The 23,961-nt window shown below is 67.3% G+C and carries 24 protein-coding genes; 14 read left to right on the forward strand and 10 right to left on the reverse strand.

What is annotated here, in order from left to right; all coding sequences use genetic code 11:
- Positions 1-103: 103 nt before the first annotated feature.
- Together ACLARN_RS34415 and ACLARN_RS34420 are read left to right on the forward strand one after the other, a co-directional pair.
- Positions 104-1,183: an LLM class flavin-dependent oxidoreductase gene (locus tag ACLARN_RS34415; RefSeq protein ID WP_409495641.1), complete on the forward strand. Its 1,080-nt coding sequence runs from the start codon at positions 104-106 to the stop codon at positions 1,181-1,183.
- Positions 1,180-1,767, forward strand: coding sequence for an FMN reductase (locus tag ACLARN_RS34420; RefSeq protein ID WP_409495642.1), 588 nt, complete (start codon positions 1,180-1,182; stop codon positions 1,765-1,767). Before ACLARN_RS34415 ends, ACLARN_RS34420 begins: the two co-directional genes overlap by 4 nt.
- 487 nt (positions 1,768-2,254) lie before the next feature.
- Here the strand turns inward: ACLARN_RS34420 and ACLARN_RS34425 are convergent, their stop codons facing one another.
- The 3 genes from ACLARN_RS34425 to ACLARN_RS34435 all read right to left on the reverse strand — a co-directional run bounded on the left by ACLARN_RS34425 (position 2,255) and on the right by ACLARN_RS34435 (position 4,721).
- Positions 2,255-2,596, reverse strand: a complete 342-nt coding sequence (locus tag ACLARN_RS34425; RefSeq protein ID WP_409495643.1) for a YciI family protein — start codon at positions 2,594-2,596, stop codon at positions 2,255-2,257.
- Entirely contained in the window at positions 2,596-3,825 is a 1,230-nt protein-coding gene (locus ACLARN_RS34430; protein WP_409495644.1) for an MFS transporter, read from the reverse strand. Before ACLARN_RS34430 ends, ACLARN_RS34425 begins: the two co-directional genes overlap by 1 nt.
- Positions 3,826-3,893: 68 nt before the next feature.
- A complete protein-coding gene (locus ACLARN_RS34435) occupies positions 3,894-4,721 on the reverse strand; it encodes an NmrA/HSCARG family protein (RefSeq protein WP_409495645.1) in 828 nt (275 codons plus the stop codon).
- 86 nt (positions 4,722-4,807) lie between these two features.
- Here ACLARN_RS34435 and ACLARN_RS34440 point away from each other — a divergent pair, with 86 nt between their 5' ends.
- From ACLARN_RS34440 to ACLARN_RS34455, 4 genes are all read left to right on the forward strand, one after another.
- Entirely contained in the window at positions 4,808-5,446 is a 639-nt protein-coding gene (locus tag ACLARN_RS34440) for a TetR/AcrR family transcriptional regulator (protein WP_409495646.1), read from the forward strand.
- Positions 5,447-5,535: 89 nt separating this feature from the next.
- A complete protein-coding gene (locus tag ACLARN_RS34445; RefSeq protein ID WP_409495670.1) occupies positions 5,536-5,949 on the forward strand; it encodes a PGPGW domain-containing protein in 414 nt (137 codons plus the stop codon).
- A 29-nt stretch (positions 5,950-5,978) separates the two neighbouring features.
- A complete protein-coding gene (locus ACLARN_RS34450; RefSeq protein ID WP_409495647.1) occupies positions 5,979-6,662 on the forward strand; it encodes a TetR family transcriptional regulator in 684 nt (227 codons plus the stop codon).
- Between the two features lie 86 nt (positions 6,663-6,748).
- The gene (locus ACLARN_RS34455) at positions 6,749-7,606 is read left to right on the forward strand and encodes an oxidoreductase (RefSeq protein WP_409495648.1); all 858 of its coding nucleotides are present in this window, start codon (positions 6,749-6,751) and stop codon (positions 7,604-7,606) included.
- 59 nt (positions 7,607-7,665) lie between these two features.
- Here the strand turns inward: ACLARN_RS34455 and ACLARN_RS34460 are convergent, their stop codons facing one another.
- Together ACLARN_RS34460 and ACLARN_RS34465 are read right to left on the reverse strand one after the other, a co-directional pair.
- Positions 7,666-8,490 carry an ABC transporter permease gene (locus ACLARN_RS34460; protein WP_409495649.1) on the reverse strand — a complete coding sequence of 275 codons (825 nt, stop codon included), beginning with the start codon at positions 8,488-8,490 and terminating at the stop codon, positions 7,666-7,668.
- Positions 8,480-9,376 (reverse strand): ABC transporter ATP-binding protein, encoded by an 897-nt coding sequence (locus ACLARN_RS34465; RefSeq protein ID WP_409495650.1) that lies wholly within the window; start codon positions 9,374-9,376, stop codon positions 8,480-8,482. Before ACLARN_RS34465 ends, ACLARN_RS34460 begins: the two co-directional genes overlap by 11 nt.
- A gap of 154 nt (positions 9,377-9,530) precedes the next feature.
- Here ACLARN_RS34465 and ACLARN_RS34470 point away from each other — a divergent pair, with 154 nt between their 5' ends.
- Complete coding sequence (locus ACLARN_RS34470; protein ID WP_409495651.1) at positions 9,531-9,989, forward strand: hypothetical protein; 459 nt, start codon at positions 9,531-9,533, stop codon at positions 9,987-9,989.
- 84 nt (positions 9,990-10,073) lie between these two features.
- Here ACLARN_RS34470 and ACLARN_RS34475 read toward each other — a convergent pair whose 3' ends face one another.
- Both ACLARN_RS34475 and ACLARN_RS34480 read right to left on the reverse strand, forming a co-directional pair.
- The gene (locus tag ACLARN_RS34475; RefSeq protein ID WP_409495652.1) at positions 10,074-10,538 is read right to left on the reverse strand and encodes a hypothetical protein; all 465 of its coding nucleotides are present in this window, start codon (positions 10,536-10,538) and stop codon (positions 10,074-10,076) included.
- Positions 10,441-11,091 carry a hypothetical protein gene (locus tag ACLARN_RS34480; protein WP_409495653.1) on the reverse strand — a complete coding sequence of 217 codons (651 nt, stop codon included), beginning with the start codon at positions 11,089-11,091 and terminating at the stop codon, positions 10,441-10,443. Before ACLARN_RS34480 ends, ACLARN_RS34475 begins: the two co-directional genes overlap by 98 nt.
- Positions 11,092-11,482: 391 nt before the next feature.
- Between ACLARN_RS34480 and ACLARN_RS34485 the strand changes: the two genes are divergently transcribed.
- The 5 genes from ACLARN_RS34485 (at position 11,483) to ACLARN_RS34505 (ending at position 17,409) form a co-directional block, all read left to right on the forward strand.
- On the forward strand, positions 11,483-11,656 hold the full coding sequence (locus ACLARN_RS34485) for a hypothetical protein (protein WP_409495654.1): 174 nt from the start codon (positions 11,483-11,485) through the stop codon (positions 11,654-11,656).
- Positions 11,657-11,746: 90 nt separating this feature from the next.
- The gene (locus ACLARN_RS34490) at positions 11,747-14,359 is read left to right on the forward strand and encodes a CHAT domain-containing protein (protein ID WP_409495655.1); all 2,613 of its coding nucleotides are present in this window, start codon (positions 11,747-11,749) and stop codon (positions 14,357-14,359) included.
- Positions 14,360-14,586: 227 nt separating this feature from the next.
- Positions 14,587-15,102 carry a lytic polysaccharide monooxygenase auxiliary activity family 9 protein gene (locus ACLARN_RS34495; protein WP_409495656.1) on the forward strand — a complete coding sequence of 172 codons (516 nt, stop codon included), beginning with the start codon at positions 14,587-14,589 and terminating at the stop codon, positions 15,100-15,102.
- 140 nt (positions 15,103-15,242) lie between these two features.
- The gene (locus tag ACLARN_RS34500) at positions 15,243-16,190 is read left to right on the forward strand and encodes a DNA polymerase domain-containing protein (protein WP_409495657.1); all 948 of its coding nucleotides are present in this window, start codon (positions 15,243-15,245) and stop codon (positions 16,188-16,190) included.
- Between the two features lie 64 nt (positions 16,191-16,254).
- A complete protein-coding gene (locus ACLARN_RS34505) occupies positions 16,255-17,409 on the forward strand; it encodes a 4-hydroxybenzoate 3-monooxygenase (protein ID WP_409495658.1) in 1,155 nt (384 codons plus the stop codon).
- Here the strand turns inward: ACLARN_RS34505 and ACLARN_RS34510 are convergent.
- The 3 genes from ACLARN_RS34510 to ACLARN_RS34520 all read right to left on the reverse strand — a co-directional run bounded on the left by ACLARN_RS34510 (position 17,329) and on the right by ACLARN_RS34520 (position 20,146).
- Entirely contained in the window at positions 17,329-17,988 is a 660-nt protein-coding gene (locus ACLARN_RS34510; protein WP_409495659.1) for an AAA family ATPase, read from the reverse strand. The genes ACLARN_RS34505 and ACLARN_RS34510 overlap by 81 nt on opposite strands.
- A 66-nt stretch (positions 17,989-18,054) precedes the next feature.
- On the reverse strand, positions 18,055-18,720 hold the full coding sequence (locus tag ACLARN_RS34515) for a DUF998 domain-containing protein (protein ID WP_409495660.1): 666 nt from the start codon (positions 18,718-18,720) through the stop codon (positions 18,055-18,057).
- A gap of 274 nt (positions 18,721-18,994) precedes the next feature.
- On the reverse strand, positions 18,995-20,146 hold the full coding sequence (locus tag ACLARN_RS34520; RefSeq protein WP_409495661.1) for a beta-ketoacyl synthase N-terminal-like domain-containing protein: 1,152 nt from the start codon (positions 20,144-20,146) through the stop codon (positions 18,995-18,997).
- Positions 20,147-20,280: 134 nt separating this feature from the next.
- Here ACLARN_RS34520 and ACLARN_RS34525 point away from each other — a divergent pair, with 134 nt between their 5' ends.
- Positions 20,281-22,872: an EAL domain-containing protein gene (locus tag ACLARN_RS34525; RefSeq protein WP_409495662.1), complete on the forward strand. Its 2,592-nt coding sequence runs from the start codon at positions 20,281-20,283 to the stop codon at positions 22,870-22,872.
- A gap of 130 nt (positions 22,873-23,002) precedes the next feature.
- On the forward strand, positions 23,003-23,587 hold the full coding sequence (locus ACLARN_RS34530; protein ID WP_409495663.1) for a hypothetical protein: 585 nt from the start codon (positions 23,003-23,005) through the stop codon (positions 23,585-23,587).
- Positions 23,588-23,961: the final 374 nt, after the last annotated feature.

The raw sequence follows: 23,961 nt of genomic DNA on the forward strand, positions 1-23,961 counted from the left end.
CCGATCAAGTCACCCTTTCGGCCTGCGTCGATGGTCTGGAATACTTCTTGCGCGCGTGAGGTTGAACACTCAAGCAACAGTAACCCGGCCCAGGGAGCAGGTCATGCAGTTCGGAATCTTCACGGTGGGCGATGTGACGACCGACCCGGCCACCGGGGAGGCGCCCAGCGAGTACGAGCGGATCAAGGCGATGGTGCGGATCGCGCTCAAGGCCGAAGAGGTCGGCCTCGACGTCTTCGCCACCGGTGAGCACCACAACCCGCCGTTCGTACCGTCCTCGCCGACGACGATGCTCGGCTACATCGCCGCGCGGACGTCGAAACTCATTCTTTCCACCTCGACAACGCTGATCACCACGAACGACCCGGTGAAGATCGCCGAGGACTTCGCGATGCTCCAGCACCTCGCCGACGGGCGCGTCGACCTGATGATGGGGCGCGGCAACACCGGCCCGGTGTACCCGTGGTTCGGGCAGGACATCCGGCAGGGGATCCCGCTCGCCATCGAGAACTACCACCTGCTGCACCGGTTGTGGCGTGAGGACGTGGTCAGCTGGTCCGGCAAGTTCCGGACGCCGTTGCAGGAGTTCACCTCGACCCCGCGGCCGCTCGACGGTGTCCCGCCGTTCGTCTGGCACGGCTCGATCCGCAGCCCGGAGATCGCGGAGCAGGCCGCCTATTACGGCGACGGGTTCTTCGCGAACCACATCTTCTGGCCGAAGGAACACTTCCAGTCGCTGATCGACCTGTATCGCGAACGGTACGAGCACTACGGGCACGGCAAGGCGGACCAGGCCATCGTCGGCCTCGGCGGCCAGGTCTTCCTGCGGCCGAAGTCGCAGGACGCGGTGCGGGAGTTCCGGCCGTACTTCGACAACGCGCCGGTGTACGGGCACGGACCGTCGCTGGAGGAGTTCACCGAGCAGACGCCGCTGACCGTCGGCAGCCCGCAAGAGGTGATCGACAAGACGCTGACCTTCCGCGAGCACTTCGGCGACTACCAGCGTCAGCTGTTCCTGATGGATCACGCCGGGCTGCCGTTGAAGACCGTGCTGGAGCAGCTCGATCTGCTGGGCGAACACGTGATCCCGGTGCTGCGCAAGGAACTCGACTCTCTTCGTCCCGCTCACGTGCCTGAAGCTCCTACACACGCTTCGCTTTCAGCTTCGGAGGTTTTGGCATGACGACGGTCGCTGTCGTGACGGCGGGGTTGAGCCAGCCGTCCTCGACCCGGTTGCTCGCGGACAAACTCGCCACGGCGGTTTCCTCGGTGCTGCCGGATGTGGAGATCGAGGTGATCGAACTCCGTGACCTGGCCATCGACGTCACGAAGAACATGCTGACCGGGTTTCCGTCCCCGGCCCTGCGCGCGGCCATCGACACGGTGACCACCGCGGACGGCCTGATCGCCGTGACGCCGGTGTTCACCGCGTCGTACAGCGGACTGTTCAAGTCGTTCTTCGACGTACTGGACCAGAAGGCGCTCGACGGGAAGCCGGTGCTGATCGGCGCCACCGGCGGGACCGAACGGCACTCGCTGGTGCTCGACTTCGCGCTGCGTCCGCTCTTCGCCTACCTTCGCGCCGAGCCTGTCGCGACGGCGGTGTACGCGGCTTCGTCGGACTGGGCGTCTCCGGGCGATCTCGACACGCGGGCTTCGCGGGCCGGGCGGGAGTTCGCGGCTCGGCTGTCTTCGGAGAGTGCTCCCGTGGCAGCTTCGGATGGCGGGTTTGTGCCGTTCGAGCAGCTGCTGGCCGCGGGGGAGTGAGCAAGGGACCTTTGCTATCGCCGGGCACGGCTGTGGCGGTGATCGTTCGGTCCAGGGAGTGGCGATTCGGGTTTAGAGCCAACCGTGTCTTAGGTACCTACGGCGGCTCAGCCGAAGAAACTCGCCCAAGTACATGAAGGACCCCTTCCTGTACCTAGGCGCCAAGGTCCCGGCAAAGTCGAGATCTTGCAGGTCAGGCGACTATTCGCCGCCTGCGTGAGGCTGACGGTGAAGGAATTGGGACGTTGAGTGTCCCAATTCCTTCATCGTCAGCGGGCACACCGGTTGCGGAGCCCCCTTGAGCGGGGAGGATTCCGGACGTTCAACGTCCGGAATCCTCCCCGCTCGACCCTTTCGGGCACCAGCGATGCCAAGCCCGGATCACCAAGAGCAGCACTGACCAGCAGCTCTGCGCCTTTGCCGGGACCCTGACCTAGGCGCAAGCAAGGGGGCCTTCATGTACTTACGGCGGCCAGGGCGCCGACGCTCAAGGGGTCGGCCAGATCGGCCGGATCTCGATGGTCGCGAACTTCGTGACCGGATGCTTCGACGCGACCTCGATCGCCTCGTCGAGGTCGGCGCACTCGATCAGGTCGTAGCCGAGGATCTGTTCCTTCGTCTCGGCGAACGGCCCGTCCGAGACGAGCAGTTCGCCCTCGCGGTGGCGCACGGTGGTCGCGGTGGCCGTCGAGCGGAGCCTGCTGCCGGACAGCCGGATCCCGCGAGCGGTCATCTCGTCGACCCACGCCTGCGTCTTTTCGTCGAGCGGGTCGTCGCAGCCGTCCGTGCCGGGGTCCGGGCTCCCGCAGATCAGCAACATGTAGCGCATCAGTCCTCCATCGACAGGGCTTTTTCGGGCCGCAGCGCCGAAAGAGCGATTGCCAGGCCCAGTGCCGCGAAGCAGGCGGCGGCCACGAATCCCGCGCGGAAGCCACCGGTCACGGCTTCCGCCGACGTCGCGGTCCCGGTGACGGCCGCCGACACGGCCGAGGCTACCGAGACGCCGAGCGCGCCGCCGAGTTGGAAGGCGGCGGTGGTGATGCCGGACGCGAGCCCGGTGTCCCCGGCGTCGACGCCGCCCAGCGCGGCCATCGGCCCGGCGACCGTGGCCGCGCCCAGTCCGAGCCCGAAAGCGGCGAGGCCGGGCAGCAGATCCGTCAAGTAGGTGCCGTCCGGGGAGACACCTGCCAGCGTCAGACAGCCGGCGCCGAGCAGCACCGTGCCCGCGACCGCCAGACCCCGGACGCCGATCTTGGGGATCAGCGCCTGCCCGCCGTACGCCCCGACGACCGCCATCACCGGCAGCACCGCGGTCGCGACGCCGAACAGCAGCGGCGAATAGCCGAGCACTTCCTGGGCATAGCGCGAAATCAGGAACGAGACCGCGAACGCGCCCATCGCGCTGGTGAGCATCACCAGGTTGCCGCCGGTGAGCATCCGCGACGAGAAGATCCGCAGCGGGATCAGCGGTGCCCCGCGCCGGGACGCGTCACGGCTCTCGTTCAGCAGCGCCGGTGTGGCCACGAGCAGGATCAGCGCGACCGGGATGTTCAGGAAGAACACCCACTCCCAGCCGAACGCCCGCGTCAGCGTCCCACCGATGAGCAGCGCCGCCGTGGCGCCGAAGCCGCCGACTCCCGACCACGCGGCGAGTGCTTTGGTGCGTTCGCCGTCGTCGGTGAACGTCGTCATCACCAGCGATAGCGCGCTCGGCGCCATCAACGCGGCCGAAACCCCCTGAAGGACGCGCGCGGCGATGAGGACGTCGTCGCTCCAGGCGAAGCCGCACAACAACGAGGAGAGCAGGAACAACGCCGTGCCCGCCGAGAACGTCCGGCGGCGGCCGAGGAGGTCGGCGGCGCGGCCACCCGGCAGGAGCAGGAGGCCGAAGCTCAGCAGGTACGCGCTGAGGACCCAGTGTGTCCCGCCACCGGCGAAACCGAGATCCCGCTCGATCGACGGCACCGCGAGCACGACGATCTGCGAGTCCAGGATGACCATGAAGTTGGCCGTGCAGAGCAGGGCCAGCGCTCGCCATCGGCGCGGGTCGGGGTGCATGCGTGCCTCCGTCCTTCGGGGGTTGATTCACCACCCCGACGAACGGTCTCGCGCGAAACAGACAGGTCTTAAAGGTTCTTTTCGAGAAAGTCCCCGAACCTGGTCAGCCCCGGATGGCGCGCTCGCAGCCCCGCGACATCCGCCTGGTAACCGCTCTCGGCGAACCACTCGAACATGCGCTCCTCGATCGGCTTCGGCACGAATCGGGTCGGCACTCTGGTGACTCGTTCGTAAGTGGCCGCGACTTCGGGGAAGGTGAGTTCGTCGCCCGCGATCTCGAGTTCTCGCCCAAGAAATCCTTCGCGATCGTCGAACGCCGTCGCGGCGAAGAAGCCGATGTCGTCGGCGGCGATCATCTGCATCGGTTTCGCGGGATCCACAGGGAGTTCCAGTACTCGATCTTCACCCGACGGCGGGGTGGCGTAGTGCAACAAGTTGTTCATGAAGAACACCGGTCTGAGCACGGTCGCGGGAAGGCCGAGAGCGGCGATGTGCCGTTCGATCGCGGCCTTGCTTTCGAAGTGGTCGATGCCGGTTTCGCGCTCGGCGCCGCCGACCGAGCTGTAGACCAGGTGGCCGACGCCGGTCTCCGCGGCGATGTCGGCCACCGAGCGGCCCCGCCGGACCTCGGCGGCGAGGGTTTCCTCCTCCCACGCCAACGGCTGGACGCTGAAGACGCCATCGACGCCGGTCATGGCCTCGCGCAGGGAATCGGGGGCGTCGAGATCCCCCTCGACCAGGACCGCGCCCAGCCTTTCCAGTTCCTTGGCCTCGGTTTTGGTGGCATCGCGGACAAGAGCGCGCACCTGTCGGCCTCGGGTGAGCAGGTGCCGGGCGGTCGCGCCGCCTTGATTGCCGGTCGCGCCGAGCACGAGCACGACTTCGGATCGGGGCATGGGGTTCCTCGCAAGCTCTATCGGAGTGGTTCGCTCCGATAAAGGTATATCGGAGCGAACCACTCCGCAAGGGGTAGAATCCGTTCATGACGAGTTCTCCTCCGCCGCGTCGCGGACGGCAGGCGGAAGCCGCCCGCAACAGCCACAAACTGCTCGAAGCCGCGCGTGAGGTGTTCATCAGCCGTGGGTTCGACGCACCCGTCTCCGCTGTCGCCGAACGCGCCGGGATCGGAATGGGCAGCCTTTACCGGCGCTACCGCACCAAAGACGAACTGCTCCAGCGGCTTTGCGTCGACTCGCTGGCACGGGTCGCGGAGGCTGCTCAGGAAGGCCTGGCCATCGACGATCCTTGGCAAGGCCTCACGCGGTACATCGAGCGCTGCGTCGAATTCGGGTTCGGCGCGCTCGCCCCGCTGGCCGGGCGGATCAAGGCCACCGAGGAGATGTGGCTGGCCACCGGGATCGCGCAGAAGCTCAGCGACCGGGTCGTCGCCCGTGCGCACGCCGCCGGGGTCCTGCGGGTCGACGTCACGACGCTGGACATCTCGTTGCTGATCGGCCAATTCAGCAGGAGAAGCCCGCTTCCGGCGATGGACGAGGACGAGAACGTCCGGCGGCGGCTGGTCGCCATCGCCGTCGCGGGTCTGCGGGCCGGAGCCGCCGAGCCGCTTCCGGGTGTCCCGCCCGAACAGCGGGAATACGAGTCACTTTGGCGGAACCCGTAGCGGGCACCCGGTCGGGACCAGCGTGTTCCCGGCGAGAACGGTGCGTGACCGGCACAATCGACGGGAACGACGACGGCGAGGAGAAAACGGTGGGCATCGGAAAACCCGTGAGGCAGGTGCTGATCCTGGTCGCGGGCGTCATTCTCCTGCTGGTCGGCATCGCGCTCCTCGTGCTGCCCGGACCGGGCCTGCTGCTCGTGCTCGCGGGTCTGCTCGTGCTGGCCTCGGAATTCCCGACGGTGGAGAAGTACGTCGACCCCATCCGCGACAGGGCGATGAAGGCGGCCGAGGACAGCGTTTCCTCTCCGCTGCGCATCGCCGGGTCGGTGCTGGCCGGGCTGTGCTTGCTGGCCGCAGGGGTCGTCTGGGGACTCGTGCCCGGTCTGCCGCTCGGCGGCTGGAGCACCGGTTCGAGCCTGATCCTGTCCGGGCTCATCCTGTTCGCGTTGCTGATCTGGAGCTACAAGCGGGTGCAGACCAGGAGGGCCGCGAAGGCCGAATAACAGCCGGGTGGTCTGGTACCGTGCGGCGCGTGTCCCCCGATTTCCTGCGCGCCCGGCGTCCGGAACAGGTGGAGGCCCGGCGCGCGGCGATCCTCGGGGCCGCGCGCGAACTCCTGGCCGAGCGGCCCGTCTCCCGGATCAGCCTGCGGGAACTGAGCGACCGTGTCGGCCTGGCGAAGTCGAACGTGCTGCGGTATTTCGACAGCCGTGAGGCGATCTTCCTGGAGGTCCTCGACTCGATCTGGGTCGCGTGGCTCGACGAGCTTGAAAGCGAACTAAGCATCCCTGACGACGCGAAGGCTGGTTACGAGCGCGAAGTGCGCGTCGCGACCGTCATCGCGACGTCGATCTCGCGGCAGCGCCTGCTGTGCGAGTTGATCAGCACGATGGCCGCCGTGCTCGAACGCAACATCTCCGTGGAGACCGCCAGGGCGTTCAAGACCCGGGCGGGTGAACGGACCGAACGGCTCGCGGACGTCGTCCGCTCCCAAGTCACCTTGGACGCCGAAGCGGCCGGACACTTCGCGAAGGCCGTCTTCATCCTCGTCGCGGGACTGTGGCCCTACGCGAACCCGGGCGAGGCCGTCGCGACGGTCCTGGCCGAACGGGGAGCGCCCGCCGGCCGCGAGATGTTCGTCGACGGGCTGACCGAAGGGCTGGCGAACCAGCTGGTCGGACTGGTCGTTCGCGCAGGTCAGAGCGCCGGGCGATAGCAAAGGTCCCTTGCTCCCTTCCCGCACGCGCAGGGTCGGCAGGTCCTGCTTAAGGTGAGGGGAGCCCACTCGGACAAGGAGCAATCATGAGCCCAGGCGGCACCTTCACCCTCGGCGATCTCACCGTGAGCCGGATGGGCTACGGCGCCATGCGGCTGTCCGGCCCCGGCATCTGGGGGCCGCCGAGTGACCGCGAAACCGCGATCGCCGTGCTCCGCGAGGCGGTCGAACTGGGCGTGACCCATATCGACACCAGCGACTTCTACGGCCCGCACACGGTCAACGAGCTGATCCGCGAAGCGCTGCACCCGTACCCGGAGAACCTGCACATCGTCACGAAGGTCGGCGCGAAGCGGACTCCGGACAAAGGGTGGCCTTCGGCGCTCTCGCGTGAGGAGCTGACCTCCGCGGTCCACGACAACCTTCGCAACCTCGGCGTCGACGTGCTCGACGTCGTCAACCTGCGGCTCGCGGGGGAGCACGGCGTCTTCCCGATCCCGGTCTCGATCACCGAGCCGTTCGAGGTCCTCGCCGAACTCCAGCAGCAGGGCCTGATCCGGCACCTCGGCCTGAGCCACGTGTCGGCGGAACAGGTCAAGGAAGCCCGTTCCATCGCGCCGGTCGTCTGCGTGCAGAACGAGTACAACGTCGCGAACCGCGCCAACGACGGCCTGCTCGACGCCCTCGCGGCCATCACCATCCCGTTCGTGCCGTACTTCCCGCTCGGCGGGTTCACCCCGTTGCAGTCCGGCGTGCTCGACGACTGCGCCCGCCGCGTCGACGCGACGCCGATGCAGGTCGCGCTCGCGTGGCTGCTCCAGCGGTCGCCGAACATCCTGCTGATCCCTGGCACGTCCTCACTGCTGCACCTGCACGAGAACATCGCCGCCGCGAAGCTCGAGTTGCCCGCGGACGTCGTCGCGGACCTCGACGCCCTCGCCTGATCCCGCGTGAAGGCCCCCTTCCCTCGGCTCAGCCGAGGGAAGGGGGCCTTCACGCGCTTTCAGAGCACATCCCGGCGCCGCAGCAGCCAGCCGCCGAGACCGGCGAAGACCACCAAGTATCCGGCGACCACCAGCGTCGCCTGGGAGACTCCGACGAGTTCCCCGACCCCCGGCGTCGCACCCGAGGCACCGAGCGAAGCGGCCAGCGAACCGGCATTGGCTCCCGGCAGGGCGCGCTGGAGCGTGTCGACCCACTCCAGCAGCGGGGCCGCGACCCCGAACAGCAGGTTCTGGACCACCAGCAGCCACACCAGGCCGAGCCCGATCGGCAGCGCCACCCCGCGCATCGCGATCGCGAGCGCCGCGCCGAACACCGCCCAGGTCATCGCGATCAGCCAGCCCGCGCCGACCCCGGTGACGATCTCGCCGAACGCGGGCCAGTTCATCGGCTCGCCCTCCGAGGAAGCGATGATCGCGCTCGTGACCGCACCGGTCACGAAGCTCGTCAGCACGACGGCCAGCGTCGCGGCGGCCAGCGCGAACAACTTTCCACTGTAGACGGTCAGCCGTGAAGGGCCTTGTGTCAGCACGGTCTTCCACGTGCTCCAGCCGTATTCGGTGCCGACGGCCAGCACCCCGATCACGAGCATGATCGCGCCGAGGAACACCGGCAGCCCGCCGATCGAGTTGCCGACCAGGTTCGACGGCATGGTCGCGGCCAGTCCACGATCCGTACCGGGTGCCCCGCTCGACGAGCCCGCCGCGCCCGCCAGCGGCAGCAGATAGGTGAACGTCAGCCCGAGCACGACCGCGATCCCCACCATGAACCAGTTCGCCGGACGCTTGACGAGTTTCGCCAGCTCGGCGGTGCAGCTACCCCACATGACCTGCCACCTCTCCGGTGAGCTCGAAGAAGACCTGTTCCAGATCCCGTTCGCGGACGTGCAGTTCGCGCACCGGAATTCCTTCCGTGACGAGTTCGCGGTTCAGCCACGACGCGCGCTCCGGATCGACGGTCAGATCGAGGCCGGTCCCGCTCGCGCGCACGTTCTCCGCGCCGATCCAGTGCTTCACCAGATCGGCGGCCCGCAGGATCTCGTCGGTTTCGATGTGCAGCACCGTGCCGCCGCGGAGTTCGGCGACCGTGTTCTCGGCGACCAGCCGTCCGTGGGAAACGACGCCGACGCGGTCGCAGATCTGCTGGACCTCGCCCAGCAGGTGGCTCGACAGCAGCACGGTGCAGCCTTCCGCGCCGAGCCGCCGGATCAGCACACGCATGTCGGCCATCCCCGCCGGATCGAGCCCGTTGGTCGGCTCGTCGAGGATCAGCAGCCGCGGATCCTTCAGCAGCGCTGCCGCGACACCCAGCCGCTGCTTCATGCCGAGGGAGTAGGTCGAGTACCGGTCTTTGCCGCGATCGGCGAGATCGACCAGGGCGAGCACCTCGCCGACGCGGAGCGGATCCGTTCCGCTGTACCGGGCCAGCACCTTCAGATTGTCCGAGCCGGACAGATACGGGTAGAAGCCGGGTGATTCGATCAGCGCGCCGACACCGTCGAGGTCGCCCGGCGGCCTGCCGAACAGCCGCACGCTGCCGGACGTCGGGCGGACGAGCCCCAGCAGCATCCGCAACGTCGTCGTCTTGCCCGCGCCGTTCGGGCCGAGGAAGCCGTAGATCTCGCCGGGCAGCACGGTCAGCTTCATCCGGTCGACGGCGAGATGCTCGCCGTACCGTTTCGTGAGTTCGTCTGTGTCCACGGGAATGTTCATGGTGACCAAGGGTGATCCATGCGAGGCCGCCCCACATCCGTTCCCAGGCGGCACTTGCCGTACGTCATCGGGCGTAGGGCATGTCCGGAATCCTGCGGCATCTGTCGAATACACCCGTATCGGACATCGGGGTGTCGATCTTAGGCTCGGCAGCGTGTCGAAAGTTCTCTTGATCCTTCATGTGCTGGCCGCCGTCATCGCGATCGGTCCGGTGACCGTCGCGGCGAGTATGTTCCCGGCCGCCGCCCGGCGCGCGTACGCCGAACCGGGTTCCGGGCTGTCCGTGCCGCGTCTGCTCAACCGGATCTGCCGGGTCTACGCGATCTTCGGGCTGGCGGTGCCGTTCTTCGGGCTGGCGACCGCGGGCAGCATGCGGGTGTTCGGTGACGTGTGGGTGCTCGTGTCGATTGTCCTCACCGCCGCGGCCGCCGGTGTGCTGGCGTTGCTCGTGCTGCCGGGGCAGAACGCGATCCTCGCGGCACTGGGCGCCGAGCAGCCGTCGGAACCGCTGACGGCCGGGCGCGTGGCGATGTACACCGGGGTGTTCAACCTGCTGTGGGCCGTGGTGACAGTGCTGATGATCGTGCGGCCGGGATCGACCACCGGCGCGTGAGTGGCGTGTCGCCTGCTCCAAGTCCGTGAAGGACTCCTTGAGGGAATCTGGGTCCCTCAAGGAGTCCTTCACGGACCGCAGGTGTTACGCCTTGAGCAGCTGATTGAAGAACGAGCGGTAGCGGCGCAACGCGATCCGGAGGTCTTCGGTGGCCGGTTCGCCCTGGCTCCACGCGGATTCCAGTTCCTTCTTGTGGTCCGCGAACGTCGTGGCCAGGTTCTGGATCACGACGGCGACCAGTTCGTCGGCTTCCTTGACCGCCCGCCGCGGATCGTCCACGAAGGCCGTCTGGATGCCCTGCCAGCTGTCCCGGAACCGGTCCACGTCGACGTTGTCGAACAACGTCTGCGCCTCGTCTTCGTCATGGCGTTCGGGCGCCGCTTCGGTGGTGCGCTCGGGATCCGCCGCCACCAGGTCCTCGGTGCTCAAGGTGTGCCCGGAGTGGCCGTCGTCAGCGGTCCGTTCCTCGTCGAGCCGATCCGTCGTCCCCGCGACGCTTTCCGTTGTCCGCGGTTCCGTTCCCTCGGTTCCCAGAGGCCTGCTTTCCATGACTCTTCGCTCCTTCGCCACCGTCGTCGGTCAAAAGATCTTCGAACACCTCTCGGTAGTGCTTCATCGCTTCACGCATGTCCTCTGTGGACATTTCGGATTCCCGATGACGCTCCAGCGTGTCGTGCCCGGCGCGGTAGTGCCGCAACGCGTTCGCGTGCCGGACGGACAGATCCGCGAGCTGCTGGTCGTACCCTTCGGTCGGGTAACCGCGCTCGGCCATCAGGGAGACCAGTACCCGGTCCGCCTCCACGACGGCGCCGGACGGACGGTCGACGAACTGTTCCTGGATCAGTGCCCATTCCTGCGCATACCGGTCCTTTGTGGACGACGGCAGCGGCCGGATGTCGAGATCCGAATGACGTTTCATCCGCGACGTGAGATCGCGTTCCGCTTCCCGCGGGTTCTCGTGTTCCTTGACGGCCCGCTCGTACTCGGGCCCGAACGTCTCTTGCAATCGCCGCCTGCGCTGTCCCTGGATGACGAACCAAGCAGCGGCTCCCACCACCAGGACCGCGGCGATGACGATGATGATGACCAACCACGTTGGCATCGTTATCTCCTCCGGATATTTGCCGGTCAACCCCCGACACGCCGTGAGTTCCCTGGCAGTTGTGGCCGGAAACCCTTGTGGCACAAGTATTTTTGGATCTTAGGCCGGATGGCTCAGTGGCCTTCGTCCCGTCGGCGCGGTTCCGGTGGCTCTTGCGGAGGGCAAGGTGAGCCGCGTTCCGCCGGTCAGGCCAAGTCGTGAGGTTCGCTAACGAAGCGTCCCTCTTTAGGGTGCCTGAGATGACTCAGTGTAGGTAAATACTCCCGATCACTGCTCCGTTGTGGCACTATTGCCCCATTCGCAGGAAGAGGGCCTGCGATTCGAGGGGACCCGGTGCGACGGGGGTCGCCTGGCACGACAAAGAAGGATCATCAGGGGAGGAGATCGTTATATGTCGACGCCTACGGACGTCAAGGATCCCATTGGCGAGGAGGAGCCTGTCGACCCGGCTCAGCCCAAGCCTGACCTGCCTCAACACGAGCACAGCCCGGATTGCGAGCACTACCGCAACCGGCTGATGGAGTGCTCCGGCGGCTGCATTCAGACCCCGCCTCCGGTGAACTGACCGGGTGAGCTGAAATGTTCGCTCCGCCCGTCGAGGTGATCCTCGGCGGGCGGGCGGCTTTTCGGCTACGGACTGTGCTGTCATAGATCAGTGGCTGTAACAGAACTCGGGGTCACCGAGGCCATCCGCAAAGCGCGTGCCCTCCAGCGGGCAGGCGTCGACGCTGTCTGTTCGTCGCGGCCGCGTGAAGGTTTGAAGCTGCTCCACCGGGGTATGTCGGTGCTCGATTCGGTGGAGCCCGCCGATGAAGGTGCCCGGTGGGAATGGCTGGCCGCTCGTATCCGGCTCACGAACTCACTCGTCGCGCTCGGCACCGAGACCGGAGGCGAGGTCGCCGCCGGTCTCGCCGAGCTGGACGAAGTGCGGTCTCTCCTCGACGAGGTGGGCGATCCGAAGCTGCACGCGGAACTGAGCGGCGCCATCGATCACAACTACGGACTCCTGCTCATGGCTGTCGGCCGGAACGAAGAAGGCATCGCTTACTTCGACAGGTCGATGGAGCACAAGGAGTTCGTTCTCGACTCGGCGCCGGATCCGGTTGCCCTGCTCGGCCCTTACCTTGGCACGATGATCACTCGCGGGCTCGCGTATACGCGCCAGGGTGATGTCGGCAGGGCTCGCGAGGATCTGACTCATGCGATGGATATCGCGGAGAAGTACGAACTGCGCTTGCAGGCGGCGGATGTCCGGCGGCCGCTCGGCTCGCTCGAGCTGAGAATAGGAAATGTTCCCGTCGCGCTGAGGCTTTACGAAGAAAGTGAAAGCATTTATCGGGCTCTCGAGGTCGAAACCCATCCGATCCTGCGTCTCGAACAGGGAAAGGCGCTGCTCGCCGCGGGGCTCGCCGATGAAGCGGCCAGTCACCTCGATGACGTACTGGTGATGATGCGTGAGCAGACCAGTATCACCCGCGACCTCGCCGACGTGGAGTTGTACCGCGCTTCCGCCGCGCTGATGAGCGACGATCTCGAACTCGCCCGCGGCTACGCGGCTTCGGCGCGACGCAGAATGCTTCGCTGGGGATGTCAGACCTGTGTCGCCAACGCGACCATCGTCGGTCTTCGCGCTGACGTGCTGGATGCCTTGCGTACCAACGAAATCCCGCTCACCCTGACCGCTCGCGCGTTGCGCGCGGCGAACGGGATGCCGATGCCGCGGCTCGCCGATCAGGCGGCGCTGGCGCGCATGCTGGCCGTCCGGGTCGAGCTGCGGAAGGGAAAACGCAAACGCGCCGCCGAGTTGCTGGCGCGGATTCCTCGGCCGGGCCGGCTGACTTCCGTCGATTACCGGATGCTGCGGCGTCTGTGCCGTGCGGAACTCGCGGTCGCCGAGGGGGACAAGAGCAGGGCGCTGGCCGAGATCAGGGCCGGGCTCACCGAACTCGACCGGGTCCGCGACCGGATGGGCGGCTTCGAACTGGTGTCCGGGACGGCGTTGCACGGCCGGGAGCTGGCGGACCTCGCCGTCAAGATCGTGCTCGAACGGGCCGACGCGGCCCGGTTGTTCGGCTGGATGGAGCGGACCCGCGCGCAAAGTTACCGGTACGAACCTGTTGCGGCGACCGATCCGGATCTCGCCGAGCGGGTCGGTGAGGTCCGGGGGCTCGATCAGGCGATCCACCAGGCGCAGCACGACGGGCATCCGACGGCTGCCTTGCGCGCGAGGCACGCGGAGCGGTTGCGTGAGGCGCATCGGCTCGGGTGGCACACCGGGCGCTGGGGCAGTCCGCGGCCGATCGCGCGGCTCGCCGAGGTCGCCGACGAGCTGGGCGAACGCGCGCTGGTGAGTTTCGTGTCCTCCGGGGACGACCTGGTGGCCGTGGTGGTCGCCGGCGGGCGGTGCGAACTGGTGCGGCTCGGCTCGGCGGCGTCGGCGGCGGAGTCCGCGCGGATGCTGAACGTCGACCTCGACGCCCTCGCCCCCGATCACCTGCCCGCACCACTGGTCCAGTCGGTTCTCGGTTCGGCACGGAAGCAGGCCGAACGGCTCGACGCCCAGCTGATCCGGCCGCTGGAGGAGCTGCTCGGGGACCGCGACCTGGTCGTCGTGCCGACCGGCCCGTTGTACGCCGTTCCGTGGGGGGTGCTGCCCGCGCTGCGCTCGCGGCCGATCGTCGTCGCCCCGTCGGCGACGGCGTGGCTGGGCGCGGAGCGCTCGACGGTGTCACGCGCGCGGAAGGTCGTCCTCGTTCGCGGTCCCGGTCTCGTCGGGACCAGGGGTGAGCTGGACAAACTCGCCACGCACTACCGGACCGCGCACACCTTGGCCGGGGCGGAGGCGACGGTGAAGTCGGTTCTGCGCGCGCTGGACGGCGCGAAGCTCGCGCACATCGCCGCGCACGGGGCGCACGAGCCCGAGAACGCCTTGTTCTCCCGGCTGGAACTGGCCGACGGCACCCTCTTCGCGCATGAGATGGCCGGGCTCGCGCAGCCGCCGTCGCAGGTCGTCTTCGCGGCGTGCGAACTGGCGCTCAACCGGATTCGACCCGGCGACGAAGTCCTCGGTTTCGCCAGCGCGCTGCTCGCGAGCGGTTCGCGGACGGTGATCGCGCCGTTGAGCCGAGTCGGTGACGAGGCCGCCGCGGCCGCGATGGACGATTACCACCGCGGACTCGCCGAAGGCGCCGGACCGGCGACGGCCTTGGCGGACACCATCGCGGTTGATCCGTTCCGGCGACCGTTCGTCTGTTTGGGTGCGGGCTGATCGTACGACTTGACAACCCCTGTTCGATCTTCACGGGCACAAGTGCCCGGTTGGTTACTCTTGACCGAGTCGTCTGAACCAATTATGGTCTAGACCACATTCGCCTGCTTGACGCTTTGGCGGATGTGGTCCCAACCGTCATTGGTTTCGCTCGCTGTGGCCCAAGAACCTCGTGTCAGCTGACGGTTCTGCCACCGGGTCAGCGGTGGGTGTCGAAAGGGGTAGGCATGAGCTTCAAACGAAGGCTTTTGACCCTGGCCGCAGGTGCGGCAATGGTGCCGGCTGTTCTGGTCGCGATTCCGGCGGGAACCGCCAGCGCGCACGGCTACGTTTCCTCGCCTGCGAGCAGGCAGGCGCAGTGTGCCCAGAACACCGTTTCCTGTGGTGAAATCAAATGGGAACCGCAAAGCGTAGAGGGCCCCAAGGGGCTCATGAGCTGTAACGGCGGTGTCGGCCGTTTCGCGGATCTCAACAACGACAGCAAGGGCTGGAAGGTGCATTCCCTCGGCCGTACCACCACGTTCCGGTGGACGATCACGGCTCGCCACCGCACCAGCACGTGGGAGTACTTCGTCGACGGCGCCAAAGTCGCGACCGTCAACGACGGCGGCGCACAGCCTGGTGCCACGGTCACGCACAGCGTGAACCTGCAGCAGAGCGGGCGGCACAAGATCCTCGCCCGCTGGAACGTCTACGACACGGCGAACGCGTTCTACGCCTGCATCGACGCGAACATCAGCTAGGCGTTTGATCGCGGGTTCGGTCCGTGAAGGTTTCTTCATAACTGCCTAGTGGCCGTGTCGCGAAAGCCACTTTCGGGACGTCAGACGTCTCGAAAGTGGCTTTCGCGACGCCCTGGACGGCGAGCCTTTAGGCTCACCCCATGAGCGATGACGAGCGCGACGGGGTCAAGCTGAGCAACCTCGACCAGCCGTTGTTCGAGGACGCGACCAAACGTGACCTGGTCGACTACCTGGACGCTGTCGCGGGCCGCATCCTCCCGGTACTGGAGAACCGGCCGCTGTCGGTGATCCGGATCCTGCGCGGCCAGGACCCGTTCATGCAGAAGAACCTGCCCAAATACACGCCCGACTGGGTGAAGCGGTACGGCATGTGGGCGGAGACCTCGAAGCGGCAGGTGTCGTACGCCCTGTGCGACGACCGCCGCACGCTGTTGTGGTTCGCGAACCAGCGTGCCGTCGAGTACCACCCGACGCTGATGCACGCGGGTGACGTCGCGGGCCCGACCCATCTCGTCCTCGACCTCGATCCGCCCGTGGGCGACGATTTCTCGCACGTCGTGAAGGCCGCCGGGCTGGTGCGGCAGGCCCTGTCCGACTCCGGTCTCGCCGGGGCCGTGAAGACCAGCGGGTCCAAGGGAGTGCACATCTTCGTCCCGCTGGTGCCGGGGCAGGCCTTCGACGACGTCGCGGCCGCGACCCGCGCGCTCGCCGCTCGCGCGGAACAGGTCGATCCTTCCGTCGCGACGACCGCGTACATCGTGGAAGACCGCGAGGGGAAGGTGTACCTCGACTCGACCCGGGCGGGCAGCAACACGGTCGCGGCGGCCTACAGTCCGCGGTTGCGGCCGGGACTGCCGGTGTCGTTCCCGGTGGACTGGGACGACCTGGCGAACGTGCTCCCCGCCGACTTCACCGTCTACACGGCGCCCGCTCTCCTCGGGGACAGGGATCCGTGGGCCGAGGCGATGCCCGAACCGCGGGCCCTGCCCGCAGACCTCGTCGAACAGGGGCACACGATCCCCGTCGCCCGCGTCGTGGCGATGCACGAAGGGAAACGCCGGGCGAGATTACGTGCCCAGAAGGGCTGAACCCCCACCCCGTCAAAGCGATTTGTGTACCTTGGACCGCAGGGGGCGGTATTGGGGGGCTTTCGTGGGAAAGAACGACGCTGATGTACTGATCGTGGGCGCAGGCCCGGCCGGGCTGGTGCTCGGAAACCTCTTGCGCGCGGCCGGAATCGACTGCCTGATCCTGGAACGGAAGAGCCGCGAGCAGGTCGAAAACCGTGCCAGGGCGGGGTTTCTCGCCGCGAACAGTGTACGTGTACTCGACGCGAACGGGCTCGCCGACGGACTTCTCCGCACCGGTGTCCAGCACGACACTTGCGCTTTTCGTTACGAGCAGACGGAATTCGAGCTCAAGTACAGCGAACTCGCCGCCGGTGAGGTGCACACCGTCTATCCGCAGCAATTCCTGGTCACCGATCTGATCGCGGAATTCCTCGCGCGTGGCGGGGAGATCAAGTTCGGGACCGAGGTGTCGTCGGTGTCGGGGACGGAAGCCACCGTCATCGCCGATGAAGTTCTCTTGCGTGCCAAGTACATCGCCGGTTGCGACGGTCAGCGCGGTGCTTCCCGGAGATCCGTGCCCGCCCGGGTCTTCCAGCGGGACCACGCGATTTCCTGGCTCGCGATCCTCGCCGAAGCGCCGCCCAGTATGTCCGCGGTCGGGTACGCGATGCACGAACGCGGATTCGCCGGGCATATGGCGAGGACGTCGACGGTGACGCGCTATTACCTTGAAGTCCCGCGCGGCGAGGATTCGGAAATCTGGACGGACGACCGGATCTGGGACGAACTGCATCAGCGGATGCGCGCCGACCAGTACGGTCCGCTGAAACAGGGCGCCATCATCGAGCGCCGCATCGTGGACCTGGGTTCGCATGTGATGGACACGATCCAGCGCGGGAACCTGTTCCTCGCGGGCGACGCGGCGAGCCTGATCAGCCCTTCCGCGGCGAAAGGCGCGAATCTCGCGCTGATGGAGGCCGAGATCCTCGCCAGTGCGTTGATCGCCGCCCACGACGAGCACGACACGACAGCGCTCGATCGGTACTCCGCGGAGTGTCTGCCGCGGATCTGGCGGGCGCAGGAATTCTCGCACTGGCTGATCACCCTCCTGCACAGTCCGGCAGGCTACGACGACGAGGCCGTCTTCCAGCGGGCGCTACGGGACACGCGCCTGGAGAGCCTGCGGACTTCCCGCGCGCACCAAGACTTCTTCGCCGAGAGCTACGTGGGTATCTGACTGAACTCGGTGCCCGGCCTCTCTCCCCGGTTCTTCCTCGGTGACGAACCGCAGCGCCCCGGTGACCTCACGGGTCACCATCCGCGCGCCGTGCCAGCCGGCCGGGACCCAGCCTGCCCGCAGTTCACGGCGCAGCTTCTCGGCCCTTCTGACATGGCGGGCGAACGAATGCCGCCGGATGACCCGCCCGCGCGCGATCTGGCCGGCGCGGGCCTCCTCCGGCGAGACGTCGAGCCACAGCAGCCGGACCGGACGGCGGCTCAGCAGGCCGAGCAGGGCCAGCAGCCCGCGGGTCGTCGCGCGGGTCGACGGCTCGTGCACGACCAGCGGACCGTCGTCCGCCAGCGCGAACCCGACGACCCGCGCGCGGTGCCACAGGTGGACGAGTGGCCGGTAGAACCGGTACGGCAGCGCGGCGGGCAGTCTCTCGCGTAGCCGCGCGCGGACCTGGTCGGAGTCGAGCACCGGCATCGCGCCGGTCGCCGCCCGGGACAGCAGGGTGGTCTTGCCCGCCCCGGGAATTCCCGCGACCACCAGGAGATCGCGGCGGCCGAGCTGGAGTGCGATGCGCTCAGTCATATGGCGTCAACGACCCGGCCGATGATAAAGGTTCCTTTACCTTGATCCGTCCGGCTCCGGTACAGGTCAGGCCGTCACGCGCGTTCCCGCCGGCACCGTCTTGTCCGGCAGCAGCGTCCCGCCCTTGGTGAGCCACGCGACACCGAACGCGAGGATCGCCGCCGATTCCAGCCACAGTGCCGGGTAGAGCGACTTCGTCACGTCGTCGAAGACCAGGCCGCAGAGCACGATCAAAGCGAGGCACGCCAGCATGATCACGCCCGAGGTGACGTACAGCCGGTTCCGTGCGGGCTTGCGGGCGCCGGGGATCTCCTTGTCCGACTTGGTGAACAGCACGATGCAGAAGAACGCCAGTGTCAGGAAGAAGACCGAGGCGAAGGCGAGGTGCAGCATGCCGATGATCTCATCGGTGCGGTCGCCGTTCGACGGTGTGGTGGGGAAGAGCGCCACCCCGACCGCGGCCACCGCCGCGATGTTCCCGGCGATGTCGTCGACCCGGCCGTAACCCCGGTAGGACAACAGGAAGACGCCGATCGCGCACATGACGCCGACCCAGACGTCACGCATCCCCGAGTAGTAGTAGCCGCTGATCGAGTTGAGCAGGCCACCGCCGTCGACGGCGATCTTCCCGAAGATCAGCACGAAGGGCAGCCCGATCCCGAGGAATCCGATGGCACGCCGCAAGAACAGGTAGTTGTGGACGAGATTGTCGGATGCCGTTCTCGGGCTCATGGCCGCCTCCGTGCTCGGTGCGTGTCGCTACTTGGGAGTATCGACCACTTGAGCACGGAGTATGACACTTCGTGACGATGTTGGTACCGTGTGTTATCTAGGCGGTATCTCTCAAAGCGCGCTTTCGGATTTCCGCAGCCGGGCCGCGGCACCAGCTGGTCACTCACCCAGCCGTGTCAGCGGCCCGCCTCCGCAAATCCGAGGCCTCCGGCCGAAAAGAAACGCGCGCGCGTGTCCTCGCCCAACCTGCCCACTTCAGTTCGGGAGACACGCTCTAGGCGGTATCCAAGACGACGGCGGTGACATAGCCGCCCATCCCGATCGACGTCTTCACGGTGAGCCCGCTTTCCGGCCGGGACGGCCCGCCCATCAGCTGCGGATGCCCGTCCGCCACCGGTTTCGGCGCCGGGACCAGGTCGCGCTGCGCCGCGAGGCAGGTCGCCGCGATCTCGGTCAGCGCGCTGCCCGACTGACTGTGGCCGGTCAGCGGTTTGATCGAGTAGATCTCCGTGCTGCGCGGGAAGACCGTGTCGAGGATCCGGGATTCCGAGCGGTGGCACAGTTTCGTGCCGGTTCCGTGCGCGTTCAGGTATCGGACGTCGCCCGGGGCGGCGTCCGCGTTCTCCAGTGCGTCGGCCACCGCCGCGATCGCTGTCGTCGCGTCGGGGTCGAGCGCCATCGCGTTGTGCGCCTCGTGCGCCATGGCGCCGCCCCGCACGGTCGCGTACGCGTCGGTCTTCCGCTGGGTCAGCACCACCGCGACCGCGGCCTCGGAGAAGGTGAAACCCCTTGTGCCCTCTTGGAAAGGACGGCATGCCTCGAGCGGGGGCGCGTCGGTGATCGCGACCCCGCAGTGCACGAAGTTACGCACCATCGTCCTGGTCGCGGACAGATCGGTGGTGACCACCACGACGTCGTCGGCCATTCCCGCGTCCAGCCACATCTTCGCGGTGAGCACCGCGGCACTGCCGGTCGCGCACATCGCGGACGTGGCCATCGAAGGACCGTGGAAGCCGAACTCCGACATCAGCGCGCAGATCGGGGTCGAGGGCATCATGCCGATGAACTCGCGCCGGTACATGAGTTCCTCGCCGAGGCCGGTGAGCCTGTCCCAGGTCCGCAGATCCTCCCGGACACCGCCGGAGATGACGCCGACCCGCCGTCCCGGCGACCAGCCTCGCGTACTGGCGTCTTCGATCGCCTCTCGCGCGGCGGCGAGCAGGGCGCGGCCGTGCAGGTTGCCGTCCTGTCGTCTGCCGCCTTCGGCGATGTGCCCGACCCAGCCGGGCAGTTCCGGGGTCTCCCCGAAACCTTCGGTGAATTGGGGGCTGGGAACGCCGCTCGCGAGGCCCTCCCACAGCGATTCGCGCCCCCAGCCGTAGGCGGTTACGGCTCCGATGCCGCAGATGTCGGTTTTGCTCCGCACGTGTTTCCCTTCAACTACATTCCGTCAACGCTGGGGTGGAAAAGCCGCACCGGTCAGCTGGACGAGGAGGACGGCTACGTCGATTTAGTGATCTAATCGGAAGCTACATCAGTCGAGTAGGGGGTTTGGATCAGATGGATCCTGACGATCTCGACGGTGGGACTCCCGACACCCACCGGCCGGATCAGGATTCCTCGCCAGCGAACGGCACCGCGACCTGCACGGTTGGAGAACCCGGCCCGCCCGGAACCGCTTACCGGCATACGTCGCTCGTCCGTTTGCTGACCGAGTTGTCCGCCGAGAGGGATCAGCGCGGTGAACCCGCACTCGCCTTTCTCGGCAAGGGGTACCGCCTTTTGGAGCAAAATTCCGACGGCGGTGCATTGGGTACGCAATACCTCACGATGGTCGAGGCGAGCCCTTATGGCATCTGTGTTCACCAGCGCGGCAAAGTCGTGTTCGTGAACTCGGCCACGATGCGGTTCGTCGGCGCGAACGTGTCGACCGAGATCATCGGGATGCACATCACGGACCTCGTCGACGCCGACTCGCGGGACGCGCTGCTGGAGCGGATCGGGTCGCTGGTCACGCCCGGCTCCTTCAGCGAACCGACCGAGATGACCTTGCAGACCCTTCAAGGCGGCAAGGTCGCCGTCGAATCCCAGGCGGTGCTCACCACCTGGGAGGGCAAACCCGCCTATCAGGTGATCATGCGCGATCTGACCACGCATAAGGCGGCTGAAGCCGGTCTGCGGTTTCAGGCCGCGCTGGTCGGCCACGCGAGTGACGCGATCATCGCGACCTCGCCCGATGGGCTGGTGACGAGCTGGAACCCGGCCGCCGAGGCCGTCTACGGACATGATCTCGACCAGGTCATCGGGGTTCCGGTGTCCGAGGTCGTCGGCGCGCCGATGAGTCCGCGGCAGGTCGTCGCGGCGGGCGGTGTCGTGCAGGCCACGCATTTCAGCGCCGACGGCACGGCGCTGGCGGTGCGGGTCTCCGCGGCCGAGATGTTCGACGGCTACGTGCTGCTGTGCGCCGACGAGACCGCGCAGCGCCGGGCCGAGGCCGAATTCGCCACCGTCGTCGAGACCCTCGACGAAGGGGTGCTGGTGGTCGGCCCCGGTGGGCGGATCGAGCTGGCGAACTCCGCGGCGCACCGGATCTCCGGGGTGCCGGACGGTTCCCTGGTCGGCCTGGAGAGCCGGACGCTGCGGCTGCACGACGAGTACGGCGTCCCGGTGCCTGTCGACGATCTGCCGTCCGCGCGCGTGCGGCGGTCCGGGAAGGTCGAGACCGGGCGGGTCGTGCAGGTGCGGCGGCGCGACGGTGCGCACCGGTGGCTTTCGCTGACCTCCGGCCCGCTGATGGCGCCGGGGCAGAGCGTCCCCTCGGTGCTGACCTCGTTCGCCGACATCACCGAACGGCGCGCGATCAGCGAGCGGCTGGCCTACGAGGCGACCCACGATCCGCTGACCAGACTCGCGAACCGCACGCTCGCGCTGAACCACCTCGGCCGCACCATCGCCGATCCGGCGGGGACGACCACGGTGATGTTCATCGACCTCGACAAGTTCAAGATCATCAACGATTCGCTCGGTCATACCGTCGGTGACCAGGTGCTGCGCATCATCGGCGAGCGGCTGCGGGCCGCCGCCGGGCCCTCGGACCTGGTCGGACGGCTCGGCGGGGACGAGTTCCTGGTCATCACCACCGGTTATACCGAAGCCGCCGAGGTGCGGGCGCTGGCGGATCACCTCCAGCGTCATCTCGCCGAATCGCTCACCGTGCACGGGCGCGAACTGCATATCAATACGAGTATCGGAATAGTGATCGCCGAACCCGGCGATACCCGCAGTGCCGATGAATTGCTGGAAGACGCCGATTTGGCGATGTATCAGGCGAAAACATTCGGACCCGGCCGATACGCTTTCTATGCGTCGATCATGCGGGAACGGGTTCACGATCGTTTCATCCTGGAGCAGGATCTGCGGAACGCCGTCGCGGCGGGCCTGATCGAGACCGTTTATCAGCCCGTCGTCGATTTGCGGACCGGTGAGATGGTCGCGGTGAAGGCGAAATCCCGCTGGGATCACCCTGTCCGCGGGCCGATCGATCCGGCGGAATTGGTCGAGATCGCCGACGACGGCGATCTCTTGACCATCATCGGTGCGGAGGTCCTCTCCAAGGCCGTCGGTGAGATCTCCCGATGGCGTGCCGATCATGGTGTGCACTGTAATGTGAATGTGAGCCTTTCGGTGCGCCAACTGGGCGATCCCATGTTGCTGCAAGTGGTCCAGACAACCCTGGAGAGCGCGGGGCTGAGGCCGCACGACCTCAGTCTCGACGTCGACGAAACGGCGCTGAAGGACGCGGCCGACGCCGTCGACGCGTTGCGGAAGACCGGGGTCAAGGTGACCGCGGAACGGTTCGGCGCCGGGTATTCGTCGCTCGCCCAGTTGTGCCGGCTCGATCTGAACGTGATCGAAATCGACCGGTCGTTCGTGGCCGATCTCGGCAGGTCGAGCGACGCCGAGCCGATCGTCGCCGGAATCATGGCGATGGCGCACGCCGTCGACCTCGTGGTGGTCGCCGAAGGAGTCGAGACCGCGCGGCAGCTGGAAGTGCTGCACGAACTCGGCTGCGACTGGGCGAAAGGGCCACTGGTCGCGCCGCCGGGTCCGGTGGAGGACCTGCGGTCCACGTACGAACACGTCGTGCGATGAACCAGGCGGCCTCCGCGCACGTGGTCCCGGACGAGAACGTTCCTCGCCGCTGACAGGACCAAAGCCTCCTATTTCTCCGGCTCTTCGCGACGCAGTCTTGTCGGTGGGGAACCGGTGAAGGAGGCCCGTCGTGTCGCTTCTGTTCCTGTGGCGCCGGATCCACCCCGGCCGGAACCCACTCGCCCGGATCTGGGATCGGATCGAGGCGGCGATCCTCGTCGGCGGCGTCGCGGCGGCATTGCTCGGCGTGCCGCTGGCCGCGGCGGCCGGTTCCGAGGCTTACGCGACCATGATGGCGCGCTCGGCCCTCGAGACGGCCACGCGTCATTCGACGACCGCGTTCCTTCTCGAAGACACTCCTTCGGTGCGCTTCGGCGTCGACGGGACCCCTTCCGTCGACACCGCGGAGGTGCCGGCTCGCTGGGCGTTGCCGGACGGGACGTATCGGGAGACGCTCGCCTCCGCCGACCTCGGCGCTTCGGCGGGCGACGGGGTGACGGTGTGGCTCGACGAGTCCGGCGCCGTCGTCGCTCCGCCGGTGATGCCTGTCGACGCGACCAGCACGGGTGTCGGCGTCGGGGTGGGGGCGTGGCTGATCGCGGTGACGGTGCTGGCGGCGGGATTCCTGCTCGCGCGGTCCCTGCTGAACCGGGCGCGGCGCGCGGCTTGGGAGCGGGAGTGGGAGCGGGTGGGGCAGGATTGGACGCGTTCTTGAGGGTGGTGTCGCGTTTAGTCGACTACTTGCGGCGTTGGAGCGCGTCGCGTCGCGTCTCGCAAGTACGTGAAGGGGTCCTTACTTGCGCTAGGCGCAAGGAAAGGGGCCTTCATGCGGCTCGGTCGTGACGCTTGGGGTCACTGAGGTCGATGTGGCGAACTGGCGAACCGGCGGCCGTGAAGGCCTCCTTCCCTACCCTCAAGGTCAGGGTCCCGGCAAAGTCGAGGTCTTGCAGGTCAGGCGGCTGTTCGCCGCCTGCATGAGGCTGACGATGAAGGAATGGGGACGTTCAGTGTCCCCATTCCTTCACCGTCACGGGTCACACCGGTTGCGGAGCCCCCTGAGCGGGGAGGATTCCGGACGTTCAACGTCCG

The organism is Amycolatopsis sp. cmx-11-12 (genome assembly GCF_046269425.1).
Classification (GTDB): Bacteria; Actinomycetota; Actinomycetes; order Mycobacteriales; family Pseudonocardiaceae; genus Amycolatopsis.

Bases quoted from the DNA above. Each gene is read 5' to 3' on its own strand.
- ACLARN_RS34420 (WP_409495642.1), top strand. From the start codon at position 1,180: ATGACGACGGTCGCTGTCGTGACGGCGGGGTTGAGCCAGCCGTCCTCG.
- ACLARN_RS34510 (WP_409495659.1), bottom strand. From the start codon at position 17,988: ATGACTGAGCGCATCGCACTCCAGCTCGGCCGCCGCGATCTCCTGGTG.
- ACLARN_RS34485 (WP_409495654.1), top strand. From the start codon at position 11,483: ATGTCGACGCCTACGGACGTCAAGGATCCCATTGGCGAGGAGGAGCCT.
- ACLARN_RS34460 (WP_409495649.1), bottom strand. From the start codon at position 8,490: ATGTGGGGTAGCTGCACCGCCGAGCTGGCGAAACTCGTCAAGCGTCCG.
- ACLARN_RS34465 (WP_409495650.1), bottom strand. From the start codon at position 9,376: ATGAACATTCCCGTGGACACAGACGAACTCACGAAACGGTACGGCGAG.
- ACLARN_RS34430 (WP_409495644.1), bottom strand. From the start codon at position 3,825: ATGCACCCCGACCCGCGCCGATGGCGAGCGCTGGCCCTGCTCTGCACG.
- ACLARN_RS34440 (WP_409495646.1), top strand. From the start codon at position 4,808: ATGACGAGTTCTCCTCCGCCGCGTCGCGGACGGCAGGCGGAAGCCGCC.
- ACLARN_RS34525 (WP_409495662.1), top strand. From the start codon at position 20,281: ATGGATCCTGACGATCTCGACGGTGGGACTCCCGACACCCACCGGCCG.
- ACLARN_RS34515 (WP_409495660.1), bottom strand. From the start codon at position 18,720: ATGAGCCCGAGAACGGCATCCGACAATCTCGTCCACAACTACCTGTTC.
- ACLARN_RS34495 (WP_409495656.1), top strand. From the start codon at position 14,587: ATGAGCTTCAAACGAAGGCTTTTGACCCTGGCCGCAGGTGCGGCAATG.
- ACLARN_RS34475 (WP_409495652.1), bottom strand. From the start codon at position 10,538: ATGGAAAGCAGGCCTCTGGGAACCGAGGGAACGGAACCGCGGACAACG.
- ACLARN_RS34425 (WP_409495643.1), bottom strand. From the start codon at position 2,596: ATGCGCTACATGTTGCTGATCTGCGGGAGCCCGGACCCCGGCACGGAC.
- ACLARN_RS34415 (WP_409495641.1), top strand. From the start codon at position 104: ATGCAGTTCGGAATCTTCACGGTGGGCGATGTGACGACCGACCCGGCC.
- ACLARN_RS34480 (WP_409495653.1), bottom strand. From the start codon at position 11,091: ATGCCAACGTGGTTGGTCATCATCATCGTCATCGCCGCGGTCCTGGTG.
- ACLARN_RS34435 (WP_409495645.1), bottom strand. From the start codon at position 4,721: ATGCCCCGATCCGAAGTCGTGCTCGTGCTCGGCGCGACCGGCAATCAA.
- ACLARN_RS34500 (WP_409495657.1), top strand. From the start codon at position 15,243: ATGAGCGATGACGAGCGCGACGGGGTCAAGCTGAGCAACCTCGACCAG.
- ACLARN_RS34455 (WP_409495648.1), top strand. From the start codon at position 6,749: ATGAGCCCAGGCGGCACCTTCACCCTCGGCGATCTCACCGTGAGCCGG.